Source organism: Rhodococcus sp. 06-156-4, assembly GCF_002259345.1.
Lineage (GTDB): Bacteria > Actinomycetota > Actinomycetes > Mycobacteriales > Mycobacteriaceae > Rhodococcoides > Rhodococcoides fascians_E.
The window spans coordinates 264,964-286,443 of sequence record NZ_NPGB01000037.1; the positions used below are offsets into that span (position 1 = coordinate 264,964).

17 protein-coding genes are annotated in these 21,480 nt (G+C 60.1%); 13 read left to right on the plus strand and 4 right to left on the minus strand.

Translation table 11 applies throughout. The annotated features are described in order from the left end of the window. Positions 1-59 precede the first annotated feature (59 nt). Entirely contained in the window at positions 60-1,610 is a 1,551-nt protein-coding gene (locus CH290_RS27855) for an APC family permease (RefSeq protein WP_052082967.1), read from the plus strand. A gap of 199 nt (positions 1,611-1,809) precedes the next feature. Here CH290_RS27855 and CH290_RS27860 read toward each other — a convergent pair whose 3' ends face one another. Beyond that, a complete protein-coding gene (locus CH290_RS27860; RefSeq protein WP_230620870.1) occupies positions 1,810-2,907 on the minus strand; it encodes a mandelate racemase/muconate lactonizing enzyme family protein in 1,098 nt (365 codons plus the stop codon). 295 nt (positions 2,908-3,202) lie between these two features. Here CH290_RS27860 and CH290_RS27865 point away from each other — a divergent pair, with 295 nt between their 5' ends. The 4 genes from CH290_RS27865 to CH290_RS27880 all read left to right on the plus strand — a co-directional run bounded on the left by CH290_RS27865 (position 3,203) and on the right by CH290_RS27880 (position 8,659). Further along, the gene (locus tag CH290_RS27865) at positions 3,203-4,492 is read left to right on the plus strand and encodes a D-arabinono-1,4-lactone oxidase (protein WP_080748586.1); all 1,290 of its coding nucleotides are present in this window, start codon (positions 3,203-3,205) and stop codon (positions 4,490-4,492) included. A 67-nt stretch (positions 4,493-4,559) separates the two neighbouring features. Then, positions 4,560-6,032: an aldehyde dehydrogenase gene (locus CH290_RS27870; protein WP_033188119.1), complete on the plus strand. Its 1,473-nt coding sequence runs from the start codon at positions 4,560-4,562 to the stop codon at positions 6,030-6,032. Positions 6,033-6,634: 602 nt separating this feature from the next. Next, positions 6,635-7,522 carry a dihydrodipicolinate synthase family protein gene (locus CH290_RS27875; RefSeq protein ID WP_033188118.1) on the plus strand — a complete coding sequence of 296 codons (888 nt, stop codon included), beginning with the start codon at positions 6,635-6,637 and terminating at the stop codon, positions 7,520-7,522. Between the two features lie 453 nt (positions 7,523-7,975). Continuing rightward, complete coding sequence (locus CH290_RS27880) at positions 7,976-8,659, plus strand: GntR family transcriptional regulator (RefSeq protein WP_052082966.1); 684 nt, start codon at positions 7,976-7,978, stop codon at positions 8,657-8,659. A 172-nt stretch (positions 8,660-8,831) separates the two neighbouring features. Here the strand turns inward: CH290_RS27880 and CH290_RS27885 are convergent, their stop codons facing one another. Continuing rightward, on the minus strand, positions 8,832-9,425 hold the full coding sequence (locus CH290_RS27885; protein WP_080748585.1) for a sugar O-acetyltransferase: 594 nt from the start codon (positions 9,423-9,425) through the stop codon (positions 8,832-8,834). Positions 9,426-10,001: 576 nt separating this feature from the next. On the opposite strand from CH290_RS27885, the gene CH290_RS27895 reads away from it, so the two are divergent. The 4 genes from CH290_RS27895 to CH290_RS27910 all read left to right on the plus strand — a co-directional run bounded on the left by CH290_RS27895 (position 10,002) and on the right by CH290_RS27910 (position 14,542). Continuing rightward, positions 10,002-11,435, plus strand: a complete 1,434-nt coding sequence (locus CH290_RS27895; protein WP_080748622.1) for an aldehyde dehydrogenase — start codon at positions 10,002-10,004, stop codon at positions 11,433-11,435. Positions 11,436-11,482: 47 nt separating this feature from the next. Beyond that, on the plus strand, positions 11,483-12,586 hold the full coding sequence (locus tag CH290_RS27900; RefSeq protein ID WP_033188115.1) for an NAD(P)-dependent alcohol dehydrogenase: 1,104 nt from the start codon (positions 11,483-11,485) through the stop codon (positions 12,584-12,586). After that, positions 12,583-14,022 carry an MFS transporter gene (locus CH290_RS27905; protein WP_033188114.1) on the plus strand — a complete coding sequence of 480 codons (1,440 nt, stop codon included), beginning with the start codon at positions 12,583-12,585 and terminating at the stop codon, positions 14,020-14,022. The genes CH290_RS27900 and CH290_RS27905 overlap by 4 nt, the downstream gene beginning before the upstream one ends. 205 nt (positions 14,023-14,227) lie before the next feature. After that, complete coding sequence (locus tag CH290_RS27910) at positions 14,228-14,542, plus strand: MarR family winged helix-turn-helix transcriptional regulator (RefSeq protein ID WP_141216166.1); 315 nt, start codon at positions 14,228-14,230, stop codon at positions 14,540-14,542. A 782-nt stretch (positions 14,543-15,324) separates the two neighbouring features. Here the strand turns inward: CH290_RS27910 and CH290_RS27915 are convergent. Continuing rightward, positions 15,325-15,960, minus strand: a complete 636-nt coding sequence (locus CH290_RS27915) for a PadR family transcriptional regulator (RefSeq protein ID WP_052082964.1) — start codon at positions 15,958-15,960, stop codon at positions 15,325-15,327. Between the two features lie 122 nt (positions 15,961-16,082). Here CH290_RS27915 and CH290_RS27920 point away from each other — a divergent pair, with 122 nt between their 5' ends. From CH290_RS27920 to CH290_RS30065, 3 genes are all read left to right on the plus strand, one after another. After that, complete coding sequence (locus CH290_RS27920; protein ID WP_033188113.1) at positions 16,083-17,204, plus strand: aromatic ring-hydroxylating dioxygenase subunit alpha; 1,122 nt, start codon at positions 16,083-16,085, stop codon at positions 17,202-17,204. A 1-nt stretch (position 17,205) separates the two neighbouring features. Next, a complete protein-coding gene (locus tag CH290_RS27925) occupies positions 17,206-18,174 on the plus strand; it encodes a PDR/VanB family oxidoreductase (RefSeq protein ID WP_033188112.1) in 969 nt (322 codons plus the stop codon). 1,094 nt (positions 18,175-19,268) lie between these two features. Then, positions 19,269-19,532: a hypothetical protein gene (locus CH290_RS30065; protein WP_141216167.1), complete on the plus strand. Its 264-nt coding sequence runs from the start codon at positions 19,269-19,271 to the stop codon at positions 19,530-19,532. Positions 19,533-19,610: 78 nt separating this feature from the next. On the opposite strand, the gene CH290_RS27930 is transcribed toward CH290_RS30065, so the two are convergent. After that, on the minus strand, positions 19,611-20,213 hold the full coding sequence (locus CH290_RS27930) for a TetR/AcrR family transcriptional regulator (protein WP_033188111.1): 603 nt from the start codon (positions 20,211-20,213) through the stop codon (positions 19,611-19,613). 139 nt (positions 20,214-20,352) lie between these two features. Here CH290_RS27930 and CH290_RS27935 point away from each other — a divergent pair, with 139 nt between their 5' ends. Further along, on the plus strand, positions 20,353-21,426 hold the full coding sequence (locus CH290_RS27935) for an alkene reductase (RefSeq protein ID WP_033188110.1): 1,074 nt from the start codon (positions 20,353-20,355) through the stop codon (positions 21,424-21,426). Positions 21,427-21,480 lie beyond the last annotated feature (54 nt).

Genomic DNA, 21,480 nt, shown 5'->3' on the forward strand with positions numbered 1-21,480 from the left:
CAGCACCAGCAATCGGTAATATGTTACCGATCACAGCTCACTACGAATCGAGACTTGATATGTCGATCTTTCGTCGCGACGTTCTAACCGTCGCGCATGCATCACCGAGTGGTACCGCACCGGCCGACCACGGACTGAAGAAGAACTCACTCGGCGTGTCGGCCATCGTGTTCTACATCATCGCCGCGGCCTCACCGCTGACCGGTGTAGTCGCGATCGTGCCGATCATGATGGGTACCGGCAACGGCGCCGGCACCCCCGCGGCTTTTCTGCTGGGGGCTTCGATCCTGTTGCTGTTCGCTGTCGGTTATCTGGCGATGGGTCGACACGTACGAAATGCCGGCGCACTTTACTCCTACGTCACCTGCGGACTTGGGCGTGTAATCGGCTTGGCGTCAGCATCTTTGACCGTTTTTTCCTACAGCTGCATCCAATTCTCGCTCTACGGCGGTTTCGGGTATTACGCAAGCAGCCTGGTCGCCGATGTCACCGGGGTCAACGTGCCTTGGTGGCTATGTGCATGCGTGGCAATGCTTGCGTGCCTCGTACTCGGCCTTCGCGGCGCCCACACCGGCGGAATCATTCTCGGTGTGTTGATAACCCTCGAATGTGCGATGTTGGTGCTGCTCGGAATCGGAATCCTCACAAGCCCGGACACAGCGGCCGCCGAAGGCATCAGTCTGGAACCATTGACTCCATCCGCGCTGCTGGCCTCCGGCGTCGGAATCTCGGTGATGTTCGCTCTGACTACTTTCATCGGATTCGAGGGCAGCGCCATCTACAGCGAGGAAGCAAAGAATCCACGCAAGACCATCCCGCGCGCAACGTACTTCGCAGTAGTATTCATGGCCGTCGTGTACGCCCTTACATCTCTGCTGGTTGTCAATGCAGTCGGCGTGGGACAGGCCAAGGAAGTGGCGCAGCGTGAATCGGGAAACCTGATCTTCTTCGTCAGTGAGAACGCACTCGGCCCCTGGGCTACCCACGTGTTTCAGGTCCTGATCGTGACAGCGATATTCGCCGCCGTCGTCACTTTTCACAACAATCTGTCGCGATACATGTACGCCATCGGGCGTCAAGGCTTGGTCTGGTCCAGGCTCGGAGTGACCAGTCGCATCGCCAAGACACCGTACGTTGCAGCGATCACACAAACCGTCAGTGCCGTCGTCGTCGTCCTTGCTTTCGCTGCGTTCGGACTCGATCCGTACACTACGTTGTTCGCCTGGCTCGCCGGTATCGGAACAATTGGCATCATCGGTGCTCAGTTGACCGCTGGCGTCGCAATTTTCGTCTTCTTCCGCCGGCGCCGGGAACTCGACCGGCGGCGGTGGAACACCATGATCGCTCCGGCGTTAGCGATCGTGGGGATGCTGGGAATATTCGTCGTAGTCATCAACAGCGTTGAACTACTGCTCGGAACCGATGGAGTACTCACCGCAGTATTGGTCGGCTTGGTCCCGGCCAGTGCACTGCTCGGCCTTTTTTATGCGCTGTACGTTCGGGCCCGTTCGCCGATCAAATACGAGCGCATGCAGGTAATGTTGACTGCTTCCGATACCGAGTGCGAGCCGGGCCCGGCCGATACGTCCCATGGCGCGCGTAACCCCTGATCCATCGACGCCGACAGAACCCTTCGCCCCTCGCCGACATCGGCGAGGGGCGAAAGCGTGTTTCCATGGTTTGCAATCGTGCGCCGGGTGCCCACGCCCGATCGCACGCACAGCACAGCACGAGAAAAGCGCTTGAGGCGAACCTGTAATGCAGGGGCTGGAGGTCACGACGCCGAACGACGCGCGATGCCGTCCGCCGTCAGCGCCCGATCATCAGTAGCGGCGCACCGAGGGCTTCGGTATCGATCGTGATCCCCAGACCTGGGCCTGTGGGGGCCGATCCTCGACCGTTGTTCGAACGGGGCTGGCGTCCCGCAACGTGACCGTCGGTCCAGTCGTTGAAGAACGGGGTCATCAACAGTGACTCCGGGTCGGTGGTGGCCGCCAGATGACTGGTAGCAGCAGTGATGACATCACCGCCCCACATGTCCTCGATGGAAACCAGCATCCCCAGCTCCGTGATGAGGTCGCGCATGCGTGCGACGTTCGTCAACCCGCCCAGCTTGCCGAACTTGATGTTAATCGACACTGCATTGGCCTCGTTCTTCGCTCTAAACACTTCAGTCGAGTCGGTGATCGACTCGTCCAGTACGAGTGGAACATCCGACAAGCGATGCGCCAGAATGCAATCAGCTGTCGTGCGGCAAGGTTGCTCGACGAAGATCGGAAGTTCGTCCACGCCGCGCAATGCGATCTTGGCATCTGCCATGTTCCATCCGCCGTTGGCATCCGCCACGATGACGGTATCGCGGTCGCCTGCCTCCACACATGCACGACTGCGTTCGACATCTTCGTGTGGATTGTTACCGACCTTGAGTTGGAAGCGGTTGACGCCCGCTGCGCGGCGAGCGCGGATGAACTGCGCCATCGACTCCGGACTGCCCAGCGGAACCGCTTCGTAGAGCGGAAAATCAGGGTTGAGAACCCCACCCAGCAGCGCCGATATAGGCTGATGGGTGGCCTTCCCGAGCACGTCCCAGCAGGCGATATCGATCGCACTCTTGGCGAAACTCTGGCCCATCAGCGTCGAGTTCATCGTTCGGTGGATGCCACGGATGTTGGTCGGATCGAGGCCTATCAGCGCCGACCCGAGTTCGGCCAACGCCGCCCGTATCCCGCCCGGAAACGTGGGGAGATAAGTGGCACCGAGTGTGGTGATCTCGCCCCAACCATCGATGTCGGCGTCGGTCCGAATTCGAACGAGAGTTCCATCTTCGGTCACCGCCGCGCGGTTGCCCGACATGACGTACTCGCCGTGCGCGTAGCCCAGTTCGTATCCGAAAACGTCGATTCCCACGATCTTCAAGGTCGCTCTCCTTCGAGGATGTACCGCAATCCGTCCGGATCGCGTAAGTGATCGGTTGCCGATTGCTTCAGGGGTGGCTTTCTGAACGATCGGGTGAGGCGCGGCCAGCATTCCACCTCGACGTAGTGACGCGTCGCGGTGTCGATGCCGCCCCCTCGCCATGATCGTGTGTTACATGTAACATGTTACCCGATGGACTGCACTACCGTCCCTAGTCACTACAAGTCATGCCGTGGCCGACGCCAGGGCTATCGCCCGGGAGTGAACAGCGCCCGAAAGGAAGACGATGTCTGAACAAGCCCCCAAGGTTGTCGTGACGGACCACGAGCCTCACCACGATTATGTTGACGGAAATGAGATCGACACAGGCGAGTGGTCGAACTGGGGCGGCAACCAGTCGTTTCGGTTCGAGAAATTCGCAGAACCCACCGACGAATCAGCCGTAGTGAGCGCAGTCAGGGACTCGGCTGACCGGGGACAGGGGATCCGGGTCGCGGGAAGTGGGCATTCCTTCACCCCGATCGTCGAGACCGACCACACTTTGCTGAGCTTGGAGTCGTTGTCCGGTGTCATCGCTACCGATCCAGATCGGCTGCGCGCCACGGTCCGCTCGGGCACTCGGTTGAGTGATATTGGTGCACCGCTGTGGGAGTCGGGCCTCTCGTTGGCCAATCAAGGGGACATCGACGCACAGTCTCTCGCCGGTGCGGTAGCGACCGGAACCAAAGGCTCCGGCCCCTCGTACGGCAGCTTGTCCTCCATGGTGCGGTCGATGCGCCTGGTGAACGGGAGAGGCGGCATCACTCACATCGCCGAAACCGACCCCGATCGACTGCACGCAGCGCAGGTTTCGCTCGGCTTGCTCGGTGTCGTCCTCGACCTCGAGATAGAGACACTGCCGGCATACAAGCTGCGCGAGAACAATGCTGTTCTTCCCTTCGACGAGGTCAGCCGCGATTGGGACCAGTACCTGGCCGACTACCGGCACTTCTCCTTTTGGTGGATGCCAACCCCGGCTTCCTCGGCCATGTACGACCTGGGGTCGATCCCACAGGATCACTGCGTGGTCAAGCTGCTCGAGCAACTGCCCGCCGACGCACCGGACGTCGAAGCGGATCCGGGCCAGCGAACCGGGCGCGCCCATCTGATCTACCCGGATGCAACCACCGAAGCACGTTTCCACGAACTCGAGTACATGGTCCCTGCCGAACGCGGCATCGAAGCACTCGACGTCGTCCGCCATGTGATGCAGCAGAGGTACCCCGACCAGATATCACCTGTGCAGGTTCGTTGGCAGAAGGCCGACGAGGCGTTCCTGTCCGCGCACTACGAGCGGGACACCATGTCGATCTCGGTGTCCGGCCAGGTCGGAACCGTGTACGAGCCTTTCCTTCGCGAACTCGATCGAGAACTACAGGTATTCGATGCTCGTCCGCACTGGGGAAAGCTTCACTATCTCACCCGCGACAGGGTCGAAGCACTGTACCCACGCTACGAGGACTTCCAGTCCATACGACGGGAACTCGACCCCGACGGAGTGTTCCTGAACCCCCACCTCCGTGAGCTCTTCGGCTAGACCCGACCCTTTCCGATACCGACACGCATCACCGAGGCACCCATGGTGCCGAGAGGAGAACAACTCGATGACCACCGCGCTGCCGTCCACGGTCCGCACACAGCTCTACATTGCAGAACAGTTCGTCGACGCTGAGGGAGCAGCGACATTCGACAACATCTCGCCCGCTACCGGACGCGTAATCAATACCGTTGCTGCGGCCTCGGAGTCGGACGTCGACCGCGCCGTCGCCGCTGCCAGAAAGTCATTCGACGACGGTACATGGAGTCGAATAGCTCCAGCTGAACGCAAGGCCGTACTGCTCAAGTTCGCGGATCTCATCGAGAAGAACGCCGACGAGTTGGCCCTCATCGATTCCATCGACGCCGGCAAGCCCATCACCGATTGCGAGCAACTCGACATTCCTGATGTGGTTCTCACCGTGCGGTGGTACGCAGAGGCCATCGACAAGGTCTTCGGAAAGGTTTCCCCGACCGGTCCAGACAATATCGGCCTTGTCGTACGCGAGCCAGCAGGGGTCGTGGCAGTGGTGGTTCCGTGGAACTTCCCCTCCAACACTTTGTCGTGGAAGATCGGCCCGGCTCTGGCCGCAGGAAACTCCATTGTCGTCAAGCCGGCAGAACTATCCCCTCTGAGCGCGCTGCGTTATGCCGAACTCGCTACCGAAGCGGGCATCCCGAGCGGGGTATTCAACGTCGTACCGGGTCTGGGCCACATCGCAGGCAAAGCCCTCGGCCTTCACCATGACGTGGACGTAGTCACATTCACCGGATCGACCGAAGTCGGCCGCATGTTCCTCAAGTACGCTGCCGACAGCAATCTCAAGCAGGTCGCACTCGAGATGGGCGGCAAGAGTCCACAGATCGTCTTCGGCGACATGCGAGACGAACTCGAGAAGGTAGCAAGCGATCTCGCCGACGCAGCATTCTGGAACGGCGGGCAGAACTGCTCAGCGGGTTCACGTATCTTGGTTCACAATTCGATCAAGGGCGACTTCGTCAAGCTGATGGCCGAGTTGGCCTCCGGTCGCAAGGTCGGCAACCCGCTCGATCGCGCAACCGAAATCGGCCCACTGATCGAAGCGTCCGCCCGCGACCGAGTACTCGGCTATATCGACAATGCGAAAGCTGCAGGCTCAACCGTTTACGGCGGTGGACGCATCCTCGACGAGACCGGCGGATTCTTCGTCTCGCCCGCCGTGATCGACCACGTCGGTGCCGATGATGCGGTAGTCCAGGAGGAGATCTTCGGTCCCGTCGTGGCAGTCCTCGGATTCGACACCGAAGAACAGGCTATCGCTCTGGCCAACGACACAGTATACGGTTTGGCAGCCAACGTATGGACACGCGACATCAATGTCGCATTGAGGGTCGCTCGCGCTGTCCGAGCGGGCACAGTCGCAGTGAACGGTTTCAGCGAAGGCGACATCTCTACGCCCTTCGGCGGATTCGGCCTTTCCGGCTTCGGAGGTCACGACAAAGGACTCGAAGCGTTCGATCAGTACACCGAGCTCAAAACCATTTGGATCACGCTCCACTGATCCACCTACGGACAGCCGCAGAGGACGTGTCACGATCGTGATCCGCCAGGCCCGTTCGTTCTATGCGCCTACCGTAGGGCCCCTCCTTCTCGCCGCTTCATCGACAGGGAGGGGCCCTACGCGTGTTCGGCCGCGGGCCGGTGCGCGTGCAGTGCTGTCTTCCCCACCAGCGCCCTGGCGACTCGACCACCGAAGCCTGCGACGGAGTTCACCGTTTACGCAGAACTATTGAGCCAGTGAGCTATTTTCGTGCCCGGTTGGTCGGTCGAATCCGAGGATGTTCGACTCCTCGCACCCCACCACACCAACACCATCGAAAGAAATCGATCAGTCGATTGTGCTGCGTAAGAATGTAAATCGGCTTCCGTCACAACGGAGGAGGCGCAGGATGTCATCAGGCTACCGTTCTGGAAATGATCGCGACTGCTGCACGCAGTCCATGGATTGTTCCGATCAGCAGATGCTATCGGTACCGATCAACCTAGACCTCTCTCGTCAGATCTGCATCGCGGTCGGCACTCCAAGGTATTTTTTCGATTAGGTAGAATATTACCGGTAACCGGTGATACTCTCATCCTACATTCAACGGAGGAGAGGTTCTCATGACCGCCAAGCCATGGCACGGAATCGTCGTAGCGGCTACGTTGCCGTTCAAGGACGATCTGTCAGTCGACTACGACCGCTTTCAGGACCACATCCGGTTCCTCGCCGAGAACGGCGCTCACGGCGTGACTCCGAACGGCTCGCTCGGCGAGTATCAAGTTCTTACCGCCGAAGAGCGCGCACGCGTTGTTGAATTGGCCGTCGAGGCCGCACCCGAGGGATTCAATGTGGTTCCCGGCGTAGGAGCGTACGGTTCGGCCGAGTCGCGACGCTGGACCGAACAGGCGCAGGAAGCCGGCGCACACGCCGTACTTGCATTGCCTCCGAATTCTTACCGCGCCAACGACGACGAGGTCGTCGAACACTACCGCGCAATCTCTACCGTGGGTCTGCCGATCGTCGCCTACAACAACCCGTTCGACACTCGCGTGGACCTGACTGCGGAGCTGTTGAGCCGCATCGCGGAGGTCGACAATGTCGTCGCTGTGAAGGAATTCTCCGGTGACATCCGCAGAATCTCGGCAATCCAACGGATCGCGCCGGGACTGGACGTGTTGTCCGGTGCTGATGACAATGTCTTCGAAGCGACGTTGCTCGGTGCCGTGGGCTGGATCGGCGGCTTCTCGAACTCGCTGCCGAAGGCTTGCGCAAAGATCTACGAACTTGGAACGACCGGACAGATCGAGGAGGGCCGCAAGCTCTACGAACTGCTGCAGGCTGCTTTCTTCTGGGACACAAAGCACACTTTCGTGCAGGCGATCAAGCTCTCGCAGGAGGTTGCCGGTCACTACGGCGGGCCCACTCGTCCGCCGCGTAATCCGCTCAGTGACGACGATCGCGCTCAGGTAATCAAGGACGTCGAGCTTGCCATGACCGCCGTGGTGTAACCCTACTCGGCGCTGTCCGCTCCATTCTCGTGTGTACGTCAAGCACGGCCGTACCCCGTTCGACGTTCACACGCTCAGTCCTCCCTCTTGCGTACTAGAACACGCAAGAGGGAGGACTTTCCATAGGCCTGAGTATCGGGTAACCGTCCGGTTCGTCCAGTGCTCGCTGGTAACAGCGGCCGTCCCCTATCTCTCATCTCACCGTCGACGGTGTGCCTGATCTGCGCATGTTTCAGCGGATCTGCAGTTGACGGGAGGTTCCGTACGAGCGGCCCATGACACCGGTCCGTTCAGGTCCGCACCACTGCCCGGAGAGCATCTCGACCGAGTCGACATCGTCCGGCCGGTTATCCGTGGTGACGGACCTTTGCGTGTCGAATCGCCCTCGATCAGGAGTGCGCATATGATGGAAGGCTATCGGTAATATGCGACGGACGAGTACGGGGTGGCCTTATGACGGTGAGAGTGGAGCAACTTCAAAGTCGAAGTCTGCGTGATCAGGCACTTGCCGTGATCAGACAGCGGATGGTGACCGGAGAAATCGCCCCAGGCGAAATCTACTCCGCCTCCGCCATTGCGAGCACTCTCGGCGTCTCCAACAGCCCGGTCCGTGAGGCAATGCTCACCTTGGTCGAACAAGGAATGATGGAACCAGTTCGTAACAGGGGATTTCGGGTGGTGCCCCTGTCGAACACAGATCGCAACAACATCCATCAACTGCGTCTGATACTTGAAGTGTCAGCGATGGGGCAGATTGCTGCCGCTAAATTGGCGAAGCCCAAGAAGGCAGAATTCAAGCGCCTGGTCGATGACATGATCGCTTTGGAGTCCAACGGCGACTATGTCGGCTTCCTGGAAGCGGACCGTGATTTTCACCTGGGTCTACTGTCATTGCTAGGAAACACACAATTGACCTCGATAGTCGGCAATCTTCGCGATCAGACGCGACTGTTCGGACTACTCGATATCGCAGAGAAGGGTTTGCTCGCTGCCTCTGCAAAGGAACATCGCGCAATCCTCGAAGCTATGGTGAAGGGCGACTCCGAGCGCACGGAAAGGTTGATGACAGAGCATCTGGAGCATGTGCGGAAGCATCAATTCGGGGACGTAGCATCCGAGGTTCCGCCCGCGGTTTGACCTCCCGAAGTCATGGGTGAAAGGGGCACAATCGAATTGATTCAGCCCTCGACTGTTGCCGAGCGTGGATGCGCCTCAGCTCCGGGGCGTTCTCTTCGATCGCCCCCCTGGCATTGGCGTTTCCGATGTCAGACGAACCGCCGCGGGCTGAGGATCATGAGTACTCGTTGTACTATCGGTCCATGTAGCCGGTCCGATCGGATTCTGTGATCTGTCGTCGGACCGCAGCCGGCACACCCATGGCAATGACGTTGGCTGGAATGTCGTGAGTTACAACGCTACCGGAACCGATAATTACGTTATCGCCTACACTGACACCTTGATTTATTGTCACACCTCCACCGACCCACACGTCAGACCCGATGGTCACCGGTTTTGCGTAGCAGGCACCCGCCGCCCGTTCGACCGGATCTACTGCGTGGTTGGCGGTATAGATAGACACCCTCGGGCCGAACAAAACATTGTCACCGATGAGAATGTCTGCACCGTCGAGCAGAATGCAGTCGAAGTTTGCGTAAAAATTATCGCCGATGTGAACGTTGTACCCAAACTCGCACCGAAACGTCGGCTCGAAAAGTACCCTGGTGCCGATCGAGCCGAGAAACTCGGCCAGCAGAGCCTCCCGCTCGGCAATAGGCCGGCCGAAACTCGCATTGTACGAATCGGACGCCACTAGTGCGCGTTCCCGCGCTTTTACCAATTCCGGTGTGGTGTCGTTGTACATCGCACCCGTGCGGATGATGGCGTGCTGCATGTCGAGGTTCACACGATCTCCGATCTGGTCGGTGTTGTAACCTCCGTCGAGGAGCCTGCGATCTGCGGTGTTGCTATGAGAGAACCCCTTTCGGACCGGATGGCGCTGCGAGCGGCATGTTGATCACTGCCTTCTGCCGTCAATCATACGGATTGCGATAACACTGCCTTCGACATCGATAGGGCAATTGAGTTTCTCCTACGGTGGCGCGCTTCTGCCTACTGCATCAGTCGACCGAACCGAGAACATACTTTCGCAGATCCGACCGTTCGTACATTTTCCGCGTCTCAGCGCTCGCTCATACACGCATACCCGGAAGGCAACCATCGGACTGGACAGATCTTGGCGCACATTCCGATCGATCATCGTCCGGCTGTACGCCGACATCAACGCCCGCATCGATGGGTTGACCAGCTGACACAAATGGGGACCGGTGCGATCTCCTGCAACCATCCGAGCCTGATTTCCGTGGCAGGACCGGCCAGGCCGGGAGCCAGAGACCGGACGTGGACTCCGATGGGCGTACTATCCGAATACGTATATCAGGAACCTGATATGAACACGTTCGTAAAGGGGTAGATGAAGTTGATGGATGTATCCACACTGTGGATCGGAGGATCGTGGGAGGAACCACACGGCGCGACCTCCGCAGAGCTGGTCGATCCAGCCAAAGGGGAAGTTTTCGCCACCGTCGCAATCGGTTCGTCAGCAGATGTGCCCGGTGCGGTCACAGCTGCCCGGGCCGCTCTGCCGCCCTGGCGGGCGTCGACCCGCGAAGAGCGCGCCGATCTACTTGATCGGATAGCCGACGAGTGGGAGCGCGCGGGTGACGAGATCGCGTCGATAGTGAGCAGAGAAATCGGCATGCCTGCCGGGTGGTCGCACTTCAACAATGTGGCTGGACCGGTGATGTTTCTACGCTACTACGCCAATGTCGCCCGAGGCTGGGAGCAGGAGACGGTCCGTCCTGGTGGGGCATTCGACGGGTCGATCGTCGTGCGCAAGAACCCGGTTGGCGTGGTCGGTGCGATTGCGCCCTGGAACTATCCCAACATGCTCCTGATCAGCAAGATCGCCCCTGCACTTGCGGCTGGCTGTGTCGTTATCGCCAAGCCTGCGCGCGAGAACGCGCTCAGTGCGCACCGGATCGCTCAGGCTTTCGAGGCCGCGGGCACCCCCGCCGGAGTTGTGAACATAATCCCCGGTGGTCGCGAGTTTGCGAGCGCACTTGTTGCGCACCCCGGTGTCGACAAAATCGCCTTCACCGGATCGACAGCCGTCGGGAAAGACATCGGCGCGACTGTCGGAGGTCGTCTCGGGGTCGCGAACCTTGAGCTCGGCGGCAAATCCGCCGCGATTGTGCTCGACGACGCGGATCTCGCCCATACATTGACAAACCTGCCCCCGCTGTCCTTTATGAACACGGGTCAGACCTGCTTCGCTCAGACCCGCATCATCGCAACGCCGGGGGTTTACGACGCCATCGTGGCGGGGTTTACGCGGTTTGCTGAGGAACAGGTCGTGGGCGACCCGAACGAACCTACGACAACCATGGGCCCGGTTGCATCGGCGCGCCAACGCGAGAGCGTTCTAGCCTTCATCGAGAAGGGGATCCAGTCAGGAGCTCGCCTTGTGGCCGGTGGAACGGCGAGCCCGGTCGACTTACCCGGGTACTACGTCGCTCCCACTGTTTTCGCTGATGTCGACAACACCTCCGAGATCGCGCAGCGAGAAATATTCGGTCCGGTCATCTGCATCATTCGAGCCCGTGACGAAGAGCATGCCCTCGCCTTGGCGAACGATTCCGAATTCGGTCTGGCCGGCTCGATTTGGACCACTGATACCGCGCGGGCTCTCACGCTAGCCCGACGGTTCGAGAGCGGCAGCGTGGGCATCAACGGCTATGTTCCCGACATCGCTGCTCCATGGGGCGGCGTCAAGGGGAGTGGCACCGGCCGCGAGAACGGTCCGGAAGCCGTCGACGCCTTCACCCATACAGAAGCCATCTATCAGTTCGCCTGAGCGATACGCCGCCACCTCCTAACGCAATTCACCGAAGGATAGTGAAGATGATCTCAACCAAAGCAGCAGTAGTGAACGGGCCCGGTGACGCCTTCGCGCTCGAGGACGTCGAACTCGACGAACCTCGATCAGGCGAAGTTCTCGTCAAAGTGCTTGCCACTGGTGTCTGCCATACCGACCTCATCATGCAGAACGCCGTAGCCGGTCCGTCAGTACTCGGACATGAGGGCAGCGGAACGGTGATCAAGGTCGGTGACGATGTCACCGGCTTCGCCGTCGGCGACAAGGTCGTCATGTCGTTCGCCAGTTGCGGCATCTGCCGCAGCTGCCTGCGTGGCTCGCCCGCCCAGTGCGTACAGTTCTTTGATCTCAACATGGCGGGCGTACGCCCGGACGGCACGGTCTCGCTTCATGGTCACGACAACCGCTCAATCCGCGGGAACTTCTTCGGACAGTCCTCTTTCGCCGAGTACGCGCTCACCTCGCCACGGAATCTGGTGAAGGTGCCCGATGACACCCCCGTTGACCTCCTTCGCATCCTCGGACCCCTGGGCTGCGCCGTACAGACCGGGGCAGGGGCCGTGATCAACAGCCTCGACATCACGGCTGGTAGCAGCATCGTCATCTTCGGCGCCGGCGCTGTGGGCCTCAGTGCTCTGCTCGGCGCCGTGGTCGCCGGCGCCAGCCAGATCGTAGTGTGCGACATCAATATCGGAAGGCTCGAACTCGCAAAGGAACTCGGTGCCACCGATGTTGTCGATGCTCGCGATCCGGACGTCGTCCAGACGATCATCGAACTCACCGAAGGCGGCAGCGACTACTCCGTAGAGAGCAGCGGGAACATGCAGGCCGTTAGCAACTCCGTTGCAGTGCTGGCCGCGGGAGGCGTCGCTGCCCTCGTTGGGTTGGGTCGGCCGGGCGCGCAAGCGACATTCGACCACAGTGTGTTGGTGAGCGGCCGCAGCGCGATCGGGGTCGTGGAAGGTGATGCCATCCCGCAGGTGTTCATCCCCGAGCTGATCTCGCTGCACCGGCAGGGGAAATTCCCGTTCGACGCACTGATCAAGCTGTATCCGTTCGACCAGATCCAGCAGGCTGCGGACGACAGTTTGAGCGGTTCCACGATCAAGGGAGTGGTTGTGTTCGAATGACGGAATCGACACTGAATGCACCCACCTTGAACGAGGGTCGAGCCCGGTTCATCGTCGGGGTGATCGCGTTCGCTGGACTCATGGGAACGCTGATGCAGTCGCTGATCGTACCCATCCTCGGCGAGCTTCCGGAGCTACTCGATGCCAGCCCGACGGCGACTTCGTGGCTGGTGACGGGAATGCTGCTCTCAGGCGCAGTGTCCAATGTCGTCTTCGGGCGCCTGGGCGACATGTACGGCACGCGCCGGATGATAATAGTGTGCCTGTCGTTCCTGGTCGTCGGATCGGTTCTCGGAAGTGTCACCACCAACATCGGTCTGCTCATCCTCGCGCGGGTGCTCCAGGGGGTGACCATGGCTGTGATCCCGCTCGGAGTCAGCGCGTTGGGTGACCTTCTGGTGGGCGATCGCCTCGTCAAAGGCATTGCCTTGGTCTCCGCCATGGTCGGTATCGGTGGGTCACTGGGATTCGCGGTTGCTGCGGCAGCGGCGCAGGTCTTTCCCTTGGCGAGTTTGTTCGCGGCGAGTGCCGTACTTGCGGTAGTCGCTCTTCTCGGTGTCGTTCTGTTCGTGCCCTCGCTCCCTGCCTCGGCGTCTGCGCGGCCCGATGTGTTGGGAGTCCTCGGCTTGACCTTCGGTCTGGTCGCCCTTCTGGTCGCGATCAGCGAAGGCAGCACGTGGGGCTGGTCGTCGCCGATGACATTGGGCCTGTTCGCAGCAGCGATCGTGGTGCTCGTGCTGTGGGGGGCGCATCAGCTTCACCATCGCGATCCTCTGATCGACCTCCGCACGGCGGGTCGCCGACCGGTGCTTTTCACCAACCTCGCCACGATCATGGTGGGCTTCGGGATGTACGGAGTCATCTTGGCTCTGCCTCAGTTGATTCAGCTTCCCACGCAGACCGGTTTCGGACTCGGGCAACCGGTGATCGTTGCGGGCCTGGTCGTTGCGCCCGGCGCGGTTGCGTCACTGCTGGTGCCATCTCTTGCGGCTCGTGTGACGACACACGGCGGTCCGAAGGTCACGATGACTGTCGGGGCACTCAGTATGGCAATCGGATATGTCGCCCTGATTTTTGCCCATTCCGAGATCTGGCAGATGATCGTCGCCGGCATTTTCATCAGTGTCGGAGTGAGCTTCTGCTTCGGAGCTGCCCCAACACTGATCATGCGCAACGTATCCCATGCAGAGACAGGTCAAGCAAATGGCCTGAACAACCTTGCACGGTCACTCGGTACGTCGAGTTCTAGCGCGATCACAGCCGCGGTACTTGCGAGCCTGACGATTACCGCAGGATACGGCGCGGAACAGGTACCGGCGGAATCAGCGTTCGTGACGGTATTCTTCATCTCTGCGGTGGCATCTTTGCTCATCTGCATACTCGTGTTCTTTGCGACAGGTAAGGAGGCTGCGAGTTCAACGCGAACGCCGGCGTGAGAGCGTCTCTGGCCGACGTACGTGGTGACCTGCCAGATTCGACATGGATGACACTCACCTCTCGATGCTCGACCGCTCCGATCCCAGTGGTTTTCTCCACATTCCCCTGCGCTTGAGGCTTCTTCAAAATTCCTACGTCCGCGCTGCAGATGAGGCTTTGGTCGGCCGCGGGACGACGGTCGCCAAATATGTTGTGCTCGCTACCGTGAGCGAGAATCCCGGAATCATCGGGTCTCACCTCGCAGTCCTGACCTTTCAAAAACCCCAATCGCTGACGGGCATCACCGGTGCCCTCGAAGAGGCCGGGCTGCTGGTGAAACAGCCCGGCCGTGGGCGGGGAGTCAAGCATGTTCTGACGGACGCGGGTGCGGGCGTCGTAGCCGGCTCCAGGGCAGCTCTTGCGGATCTACACACGCACATGTTCGCCGACTTCGACGAGGACCGGATTGCTCGGTTCGCGGGCGATCTGGATGCGCTCGTACTCCAACTCTTCGGCATCAATAACGGCCGAATCCAGTAGCAAATCCACGATCATTACACCGACGCCGTGAGCCAGCTCAAGCAGCATGAAGGTCGCCGTGGCGTGCACGCCGCCCGCGAGTGAAGCGAACTCAGGTCCAAACACCACGGGGGCAGCCTGCCCTGCAAGCCGCATTCACGCCGCGAACGAGGCACGACGTCGCGCCGACGGCGGGCACACCTTGATCGTAAACACCGAGGATCGTTTTTTCACGGTCCGACGGATAGATACGTCGAGGCCGAAGGTTCACCACGAAACCCTTGCACTGACAAACCGCTGTTGCAGGACGGCTTATAACGTAGGTTCGGATTGCCAGTTCCCCTGCAATCCAGGCTGATGACCTATACAGCCCATAGCCGGGGCTGACCTGAGACCAACTCTCGCGGGCGTCGAGCACATCGCCTTCGGAGTCGACATGAACGGCGGGCTGAGTGTCATGAAGGGGCACCAGTTCGGCAAAGATCGTTGTGCGCGAGCAGCTCCCGTCCGATGCAGACGAGACAGCACTCAGTTCCCGATCGTCGCACCACAGGCGCCACGGGCAAGAGCAGCGATCTCGACGCCGCCTCGGCCCAGCACCAGCCTGCAAGACGTACATCCAATTCGAGTCACCGCGCGAAGGTGGATGTCAGGCCGCTCTGAGGGAAAGCACACGTGCATCACAGCTCGTCGAGCAGATCGCCACGCTGCCCATCCGTCAAACGTCAAACACAATCCTGAGGAACGCGCGGCCGTCTGCGCCTAACGCCAACCGGGTGAGCGCCCACCCGCCCAAGGGAGTTTTACACCGTGGGTGCGGTGTGCACGGGAGTCAGACCCGCGTAGCCAGAAACGGCAACGGGATTGAGCCGATCAACCAAATCGAGTCCAGCTATCGCCCAGTCGATCTCGGATCGACCACGTGCGATCATCCCAGAATAACTGTATGCCTTGTACGCAATGATCTTTTCGTGCTCCGATTCCGGACGCGCGTCGAGTCGACGCAGAATCGCAGGATCTGTCCGGGACTGGATCCCATCTCTGACTGCGGTGAGAAGGGCGACCTGCTCGGTGTAGTACGCGATGTGTGTACGCAGGATCGATCGTGCCTCCTCTGGGTCCGCCCATTCCAGGTATGCAGCCTGCATATGGTGCGCATCGCGTTCTGGGGCGTGATCGAGCGGCGTGGACATCCAGCGCCGGAAGTCTTCTACCCCGGACGCGGTGATGTGATACTGCGTCTTGGTGCTGCGCGGTCCCCAGCGGACTTGCTCTCCCTCGATCAGTCCGTCGGTCTGCATGCGTCGTAGTTCGGGATAGATTTGCGAATCCGGCGCGTGCCAGACGTGACCGACGGAGCCGCCGAATCTCTTCGCCGCGTCGTAACCGGTCGCCGGCCCTGCAGTGAGCAGGGCCAGTAGTGCGTAGCGAAGGCTCATGTCTCCTCGACCAGTCGGTGGCATCTTGCAAAGCACTATATCCATAGATAGTGTGTGCGTCACATCACTCAATACCTATCTCAGTAGGCATTGGGGACCGCGACACACGACGAGGACTTGTGATGACCGATCTCGGACCGGGCGGGGCGACCGCCAAGAACATGGCATACCCCCTGAACGCCTGGTATGTCGCTGCCTGGGACTACGAACTGACGCCCACCGGGTTGATCTCACGCACGATCGCAGGCAAACCGATGGCTCTCTATCGCACCGCACAGGGGAGACCCGTGGCGTTGGCCGACGCGTGCTGGCATCGGCTCGCCCCACTCTCGAAGGGAACTCGCGTCGGCACAGATGAAGTCCAGTGCCCCTATCACGGACTGCGATACAACTCCGCCGGCCGCTGCACGAGCATGCCCGCTCAGGACACCATCAATCCCTCCGCGATGGTCTCGTCATTTCCGGTCGAACAGCGCTACCGCTACATTTGGGTGTGGCCAGGCGACCCCACCCTCGCCGATCCGGGTCTGATACCTGACATGTTCCAGATGGATTCGGTCGACTGGGCCGGCGATGGCCGCACCATCGACGTGAACGCCAACTGGCAACTGGTACTGGACAATCTCATGGACCTCACCCACGAGGAATTCGTCCACTCGTCCACGATCGGCCAAGACGAACTCAGCGAATCGGACTTCGAAGTCACCCACGACAAACGAACGGTCACCGTCACACGCTGGATGCACAACATCGACGCTCCACCGTTCTGGCTCAAAAACATGCGCGACAAGTTCCCCGATTTTGTCGGCAAGGTCGACCGCTGGCAAATCATCGAGTTCCAAGCTCCTGGGACAATCCGCATCGACGTTGGTGTCGCAAAGGCTGGCACCGGGGCACCCGAGGGAGATCGAAGCCAGGGGGTGAACGGTTTCGTGATGAACACAATCACACCAGTCAGCGAAAAGACGGCTCTGTATTTTTGGGCGTTCATGCGCAATTACCGTCTCGAGAGCCAGACGATCACCACTCAGCTACGAGACGGTGTTCATGGGGTCTTCGGGGAAGACGAGGCAATGCTCACTGCCCAGCAGAGCGCCATCGACGCCAACCCCGATCACGAGTTCTACAACTTGAACATCGACGCCGGAGGCATGTGGGTTCGCCGCATCATCCAACGGATGATCGAAACCGAACGCGCACACACCGCCAATCTGGACGCGTTCGCTACGCGCTCGGTGAAATGATATGACCGACAACAAGATCAGCTGGCAGCGCGGCACAATTCTGTCCGTCGAGCGTGCTGCCGAGCGCATTGCGAAGATCATCATAGGGACCGAACGGGCTCATCGGGTCACACCCGGATCCCACGTCGATGTCAAGATCGATACCGGAGAGGTCCGCTCCTACTCGATTGTCTCGAGCGCAAGCGACGGCAAGAGCATCACGTTGGGAGTGCACCTGTCGCCGACCTCGCGCGGGGGGTCTCGGTTCATGCACACCCTCATGCCTGGTGACACATTGGCCTTGACCGCACCGCTGCAAAATTTTCCTCTCCGTATCGGCGCACCGCGGTACATTCTGCTCGCCGGCGGAATCGGCATAACCGCTATGGCTGCTATGGCCGCGGCCCTTCGCCGGGTCGGCGCGGAGTATCGATTCCACTACGTCGGTCGCAGCCGTGCCGCCATGGCGTTTCTCTCGGAACTTGCTGCAGCACATGGAGACCGATTCGTTCTGCATGTCGATGACGAAGGAACCGGGCTCGATGTCGCTGCTCTCACCGCCGACATCGATCGCACGGTCGAGTTGTATATGTGCGGACCCATCCGGCTGATGGATGCGGTACGGCGAACGTGGCTCGACCGAGACCTACCGCTACCCAACCTGCGGTACGAGACTTTCGGCAACAGCGGCTGGTTCGAAGCACAGCAGTTCACGGTGACGATCCCACGTCTTGGCATCGAAACCACAGTCCACGAGGGTGATTCATTGCTCGAAGCGCTCGAACGTGCCGGAGCCGACATGATGTTCGACTGCAAGAAAGGCGAATGTGGATTGTGTCAGGTCGACATACTCGACGTTCAAGGTGTCGTCGACCATCGCGACGTCTTCTTCAGTGAAAACCAGAAAAGCACCTGCCGCAAACTGTGCTCTTGCGTATCGCGTGTCGCGGGCTCCGGCGGTTTGGCAACCTTGACACTCGACATCCCCTGAGCCTGGGCGCGCATCTGCCCTCCTGCTTGCCGGAGTGGAGATAAAGGGTGGAGTGTTCCTGTATCCGATCAAGTCGGATCGCGATGTCACATCGCAGGCGATTGCGAGGGAGGTGTGCCTGTCAGATTTGCAACTGGGTACGAGGCAACGGGCATCTTCCACGGTGGCTCTACGGAAAACTCGGCTCGGGTCGTAGTCTCGACGTGACCGTTCTCGAAACGCCAAACTTCCCGGTGCGGTTACGCCGTGAAATGGACGAACAGGATGAACGGCAGCGCCGCCGTAAGTTTCGCAGTGAGAGGCCGCTACGTACACACCGCCGATGTGACTAGCACGCTTTCGGGCACGCCGCCGGAGGCGGTTTTTGCGCAATCTTCTGCCCCGAGATGGTCAAGGGTGATCCGCGGTCAGTAAAAACTCAGGCATCGCCGCGGCTTGATGAGCCGCAACAAACGCCATCCACAGGTCGGTGCAGCGTCTCTTCCGCCTACGGGTCATCGGGCCGACTTGACCTGGTCGGATGGTGCGAACCAATCGGCCTGTCACGAATGGGTCCTGATCCCGCGCCAATCGCGCACGAAAACCGATCTGGCCGCGGTGCGCAGACCAGGGGCTTCGGCAGGTCGTCGGTAACCGATTACACCGCACGCAACAGTGCGTACGGTCAAGCCGGGTGCAAGATACCCGCAGAAGCAGTCCTCATGCAGGCTCCAGGACTGGACGTCATCCGGCATGGCCGAAGATCGATCCCCCAGTTAGACGGCAGCCGATCGGCGCGTCGGGGGCAGCTGAGATCCCAGGGTTAACCACTTGAGCGGATTCGCGAGCGGGTTCTCTGTTGTTGTGCTGATTACAAGGCGCTCGCCGGGCAACGGGTGGTTGTAAGGGCAATCGGACCCTTCGGCAGCTGCCCGTCATAGTTCGAAGAACGCGGTGTCGTCGCTGTCCGGTTTCCTGTTCTGAAGTGCTGCGTCGAATTGGTATCCGGTAGGGGTGAGATGGGCGATGAGTTTCTTCCGCTGCGCTGGGTTCAACGTCGCTAGAACTGGATCGCACGCGTTAGCAACGCCACCACGTAGACCGCAAAGATGCCAGTGAGCGTGAGAGAAGAAACCCCCACAGTTGTTGATAGAGGGGAGATCGGCGACATGGCTCCCAACACAGACTACGGCAGCAGTGGTGATGGCGACCGACCAGAAGGCGATCGTATCGTTGAAACGAAAATGGGTCACGAGATTCCCCGAAAAACCAATGACCTGTTCGCATCGGCGAGCTCAGATGCACGCGTTCTGAACCGTGCTGGCGACGAGTTCGATCCGCCCGCATCAGACCTCGATAGCCGCGTGTCATCGCCATGACACCTGAGACGGGCAGTCGGGCTTACGCCATACCCTGTGATGGGCTGCAGACGACCGGGACAAGGCCGAAGTCTGATGTCACACTGGCAATATGGCTTTGAGTTGTTGCCGGATTCGCTCGATGACGGCGGCATCTTCGCAAACTTGGTTGCTGCTCGCTGCAAGTTCGACCAACATGACCGCCAGGACTGTGTGCGCGAACACAGTCGCAGCAGATTCCTGGACGCTGTCGCTTCGTTTCAGAATTTCGGCAATGACACCCTCCGTTTCCGCCACGATAGCGTGCGCTTCCGCGTGCTGAGGTTCACCGGGATCGCCGAAGACCAGCTCGCGGAGGTACACCCGCCCGTTGCCGACATGTCGCCTGTTGCATTCGACGATAGGCCGAAGCACCGCCATGACTGCGTCCCCGGCACTGGAAGCAAGATCCGATGCAGCACGTCCCTCAGCGAGAGCCTCCAGATAGTGCCTGTTCTGCACGAGTAACAGAAGCTCACCCTTGGACTTCGCGTACAGAAAGACAGTTCCCGCCCCGACGTCGGCCTTGAGCGCGATCTGCTGAGTCGTCACCTCGTCGACGCCGTGCTCGGCGAACAATTGGCCAGCAGCCGCAGTGATCTTGTCGAACTTATCCTGCTTGTTTCGTTCACGAAGTCCACGCAACTGAGGTTGGCGGGACATGGCATGGACCTCCAGGTGTAAATCTGACTATACTCAGAAACGACTACGGTCAACTAACTATCGCAATTCTACCTCGCATCTTGTCCCGTACGCCTGGGTGAAACGCGCACCGACACACTTACTACAGGAGCTGTCACCTATGAACACCTCGCCACTTTGGCAACCCTTCGCTCTCGGACGCATCAAACTCAATCACCGACTCGCCATGGCGCCACTCACCCGCAACCGGGCCAACCTCGACGGCTCGCCTGGAGCCCTGGCAGCGACCTACTACAGTCAGCGCGCCTCGCTAGGACTGATCATCACGGAGGGCACCCAACCCTCGGATGACGGCCAGGGCTATATGAACACGCCGGGTATCTACACCCCTGCCCACATCGAGGGGTGGCGAGAAGTCACGCAAGTCGTGCACGATGCCGGGGGATCGTTGTTCATTCAATTGATGCACGTCGGCCGAATGTCCCATCCGGACAACACACCGCATCACCGCAGACCGGTTGCCCCCTCGCCGATCAGCGCTAACCAAGACATGATCACACCGGCCGGCACACAAAAGACCGAGACTCCCCGAGAACTCAGCATCGCCGATATTGCAACCACAATTGCAGACTTCCGCCATGCAGCCGCCTCCGCAATTGCTGCGGGCGCAGATGGCGTGGAGCTACACGCCGCCAACGGTTACCTGCTCCATCAATTTCTTTCACCCAACGCAAACGAGCGCTCCGATGAATATGGCGGTTCGATGGAGAATCGTTCACGGTTCGCGGTCGAGGTCGCTGCTGCTGTCGCCGAAGAAATCGGCGCGGATCGAGTCGGCATCCGAATTTCCCCGTCCATGCCTCTGGGTGGTATCGACGAGGGTGGGGTCGACGATGTACACCAGCAGTACATACACCTGGTGACTGAACTTGCAGCTCTGCAGCTGGCCTACCTTCATGTTCATCATGTTGGCGACGACAACCTCCTTCGGTCGCTGAGGGAGATTTGGCCCACTGCCTTGCTGGTCCTCAAGTTCGGCCGTTCGCGTGAACAAATCGCCGACTACATTGAGTCCGGATTGGCCGACGTAGCGCCTCTCGGGCGGTTTGCCCTCGCCAACCCTGATGTCGTGGAACGTATTCGAACCGGTGCCCCGTTCAACGAAGTCGACTACGCCACTCTGTACGGAGGCAGCGAAGTCGGATACACCGACTACCCAGCCATCCCGGTCTAGTGAAGTGAGGGTGGGTGGGTAGTCGGTGTATCCGACTTCGCTGCCTCCGTACGT

What these genes read in the sequence shown, in the direction of transcription:
- CH290_RS27855 (WP_052082967.1), top strand. Translation starts at nt 60, where the DNA reads ATGTCGATCTTTCGTCGCGACGTTCTAACCGTCGCGCATGCATCACCG.
- CH290_RS27865 (WP_080748586.1), top strand. Translation starts at nt 3,203, where the DNA reads ATGTCTGAACAAGCCCCCAAGGTTGTCGTGACGGACCACGAGCCTCAC.
- CH290_RS27870 (WP_033188119.1), top strand. Translation starts at nt 4,560, where the DNA reads ATGACCACCGCGCTGCCGTCCACGGTCCGCACACAGCTCTACATTGCA.
- CH290_RS27875 (WP_033188118.1), top strand. Translation starts at nt 6,635, where the DNA reads ATGACCGCCAAGCCATGGCACGGAATCGTCGTAGCGGCTACGTTGCCG.
- CH290_RS27880 (WP_052082966.1), top strand. Translation starts at nt 7,976, where the DNA reads ATGACGGTGAGAGTGGAGCAACTTCAAAGTCGAAGTCTGCGTGATCAG.
- CH290_RS27895 (WP_080748622.1), top strand. Translation starts at nt 10,002, where the DNA reads ATGGATGTATCCACACTGTGGATCGGAGGATCGTGGGAGGAACCACAC.
- CH290_RS27900 (WP_033188115.1), top strand. Translation starts at nt 11,483, where the DNA reads ATGATCTCAACCAAAGCAGCAGTAGTGAACGGGCCCGGTGACGCCTTC.
- CH290_RS27905 (WP_033188114.1), top strand. Translation starts at nt 12,583, where the DNA reads ATGACGGAATCGACACTGAATGCACCCACCTTGAACGAGGGTCGAGCC.
- CH290_RS27915 (WP_052082964.1), bottom strand. Translation starts at nt 15,960, where the DNA reads ATGAGCCTTCGCTACGCACTACTGGCCCTGCTCACTGCAGGGCCGGCG.
- CH290_RS27920 (WP_033188113.1), top strand. Translation starts at nt 16,083, where the DNA reads ATGACCGATCTCGGACCGGGCGGGGCGACCGCCAAGAACATGGCATAC.
- CH290_RS27925 (WP_033188112.1), top strand. Translation starts at nt 17,206, where the DNA reads ATGACCGACAACAAGATCAGCTGGCAGCGCGGCACAATTCTGTCCGTC.
- CH290_RS27930 (WP_033188111.1), bottom strand. Translation starts at nt 20,213, where the DNA reads ATGTCCCGCCAACCTCAGTTGCGTGGACTTCGTGAACGAAACAAGCAG.
- CH290_RS27935 (WP_033188110.1), top strand. Translation starts at nt 20,353, where the DNA reads ATGAACACCTCGCCACTTTGGCAACCCTTCGCTCTCGGACGCATCAAA.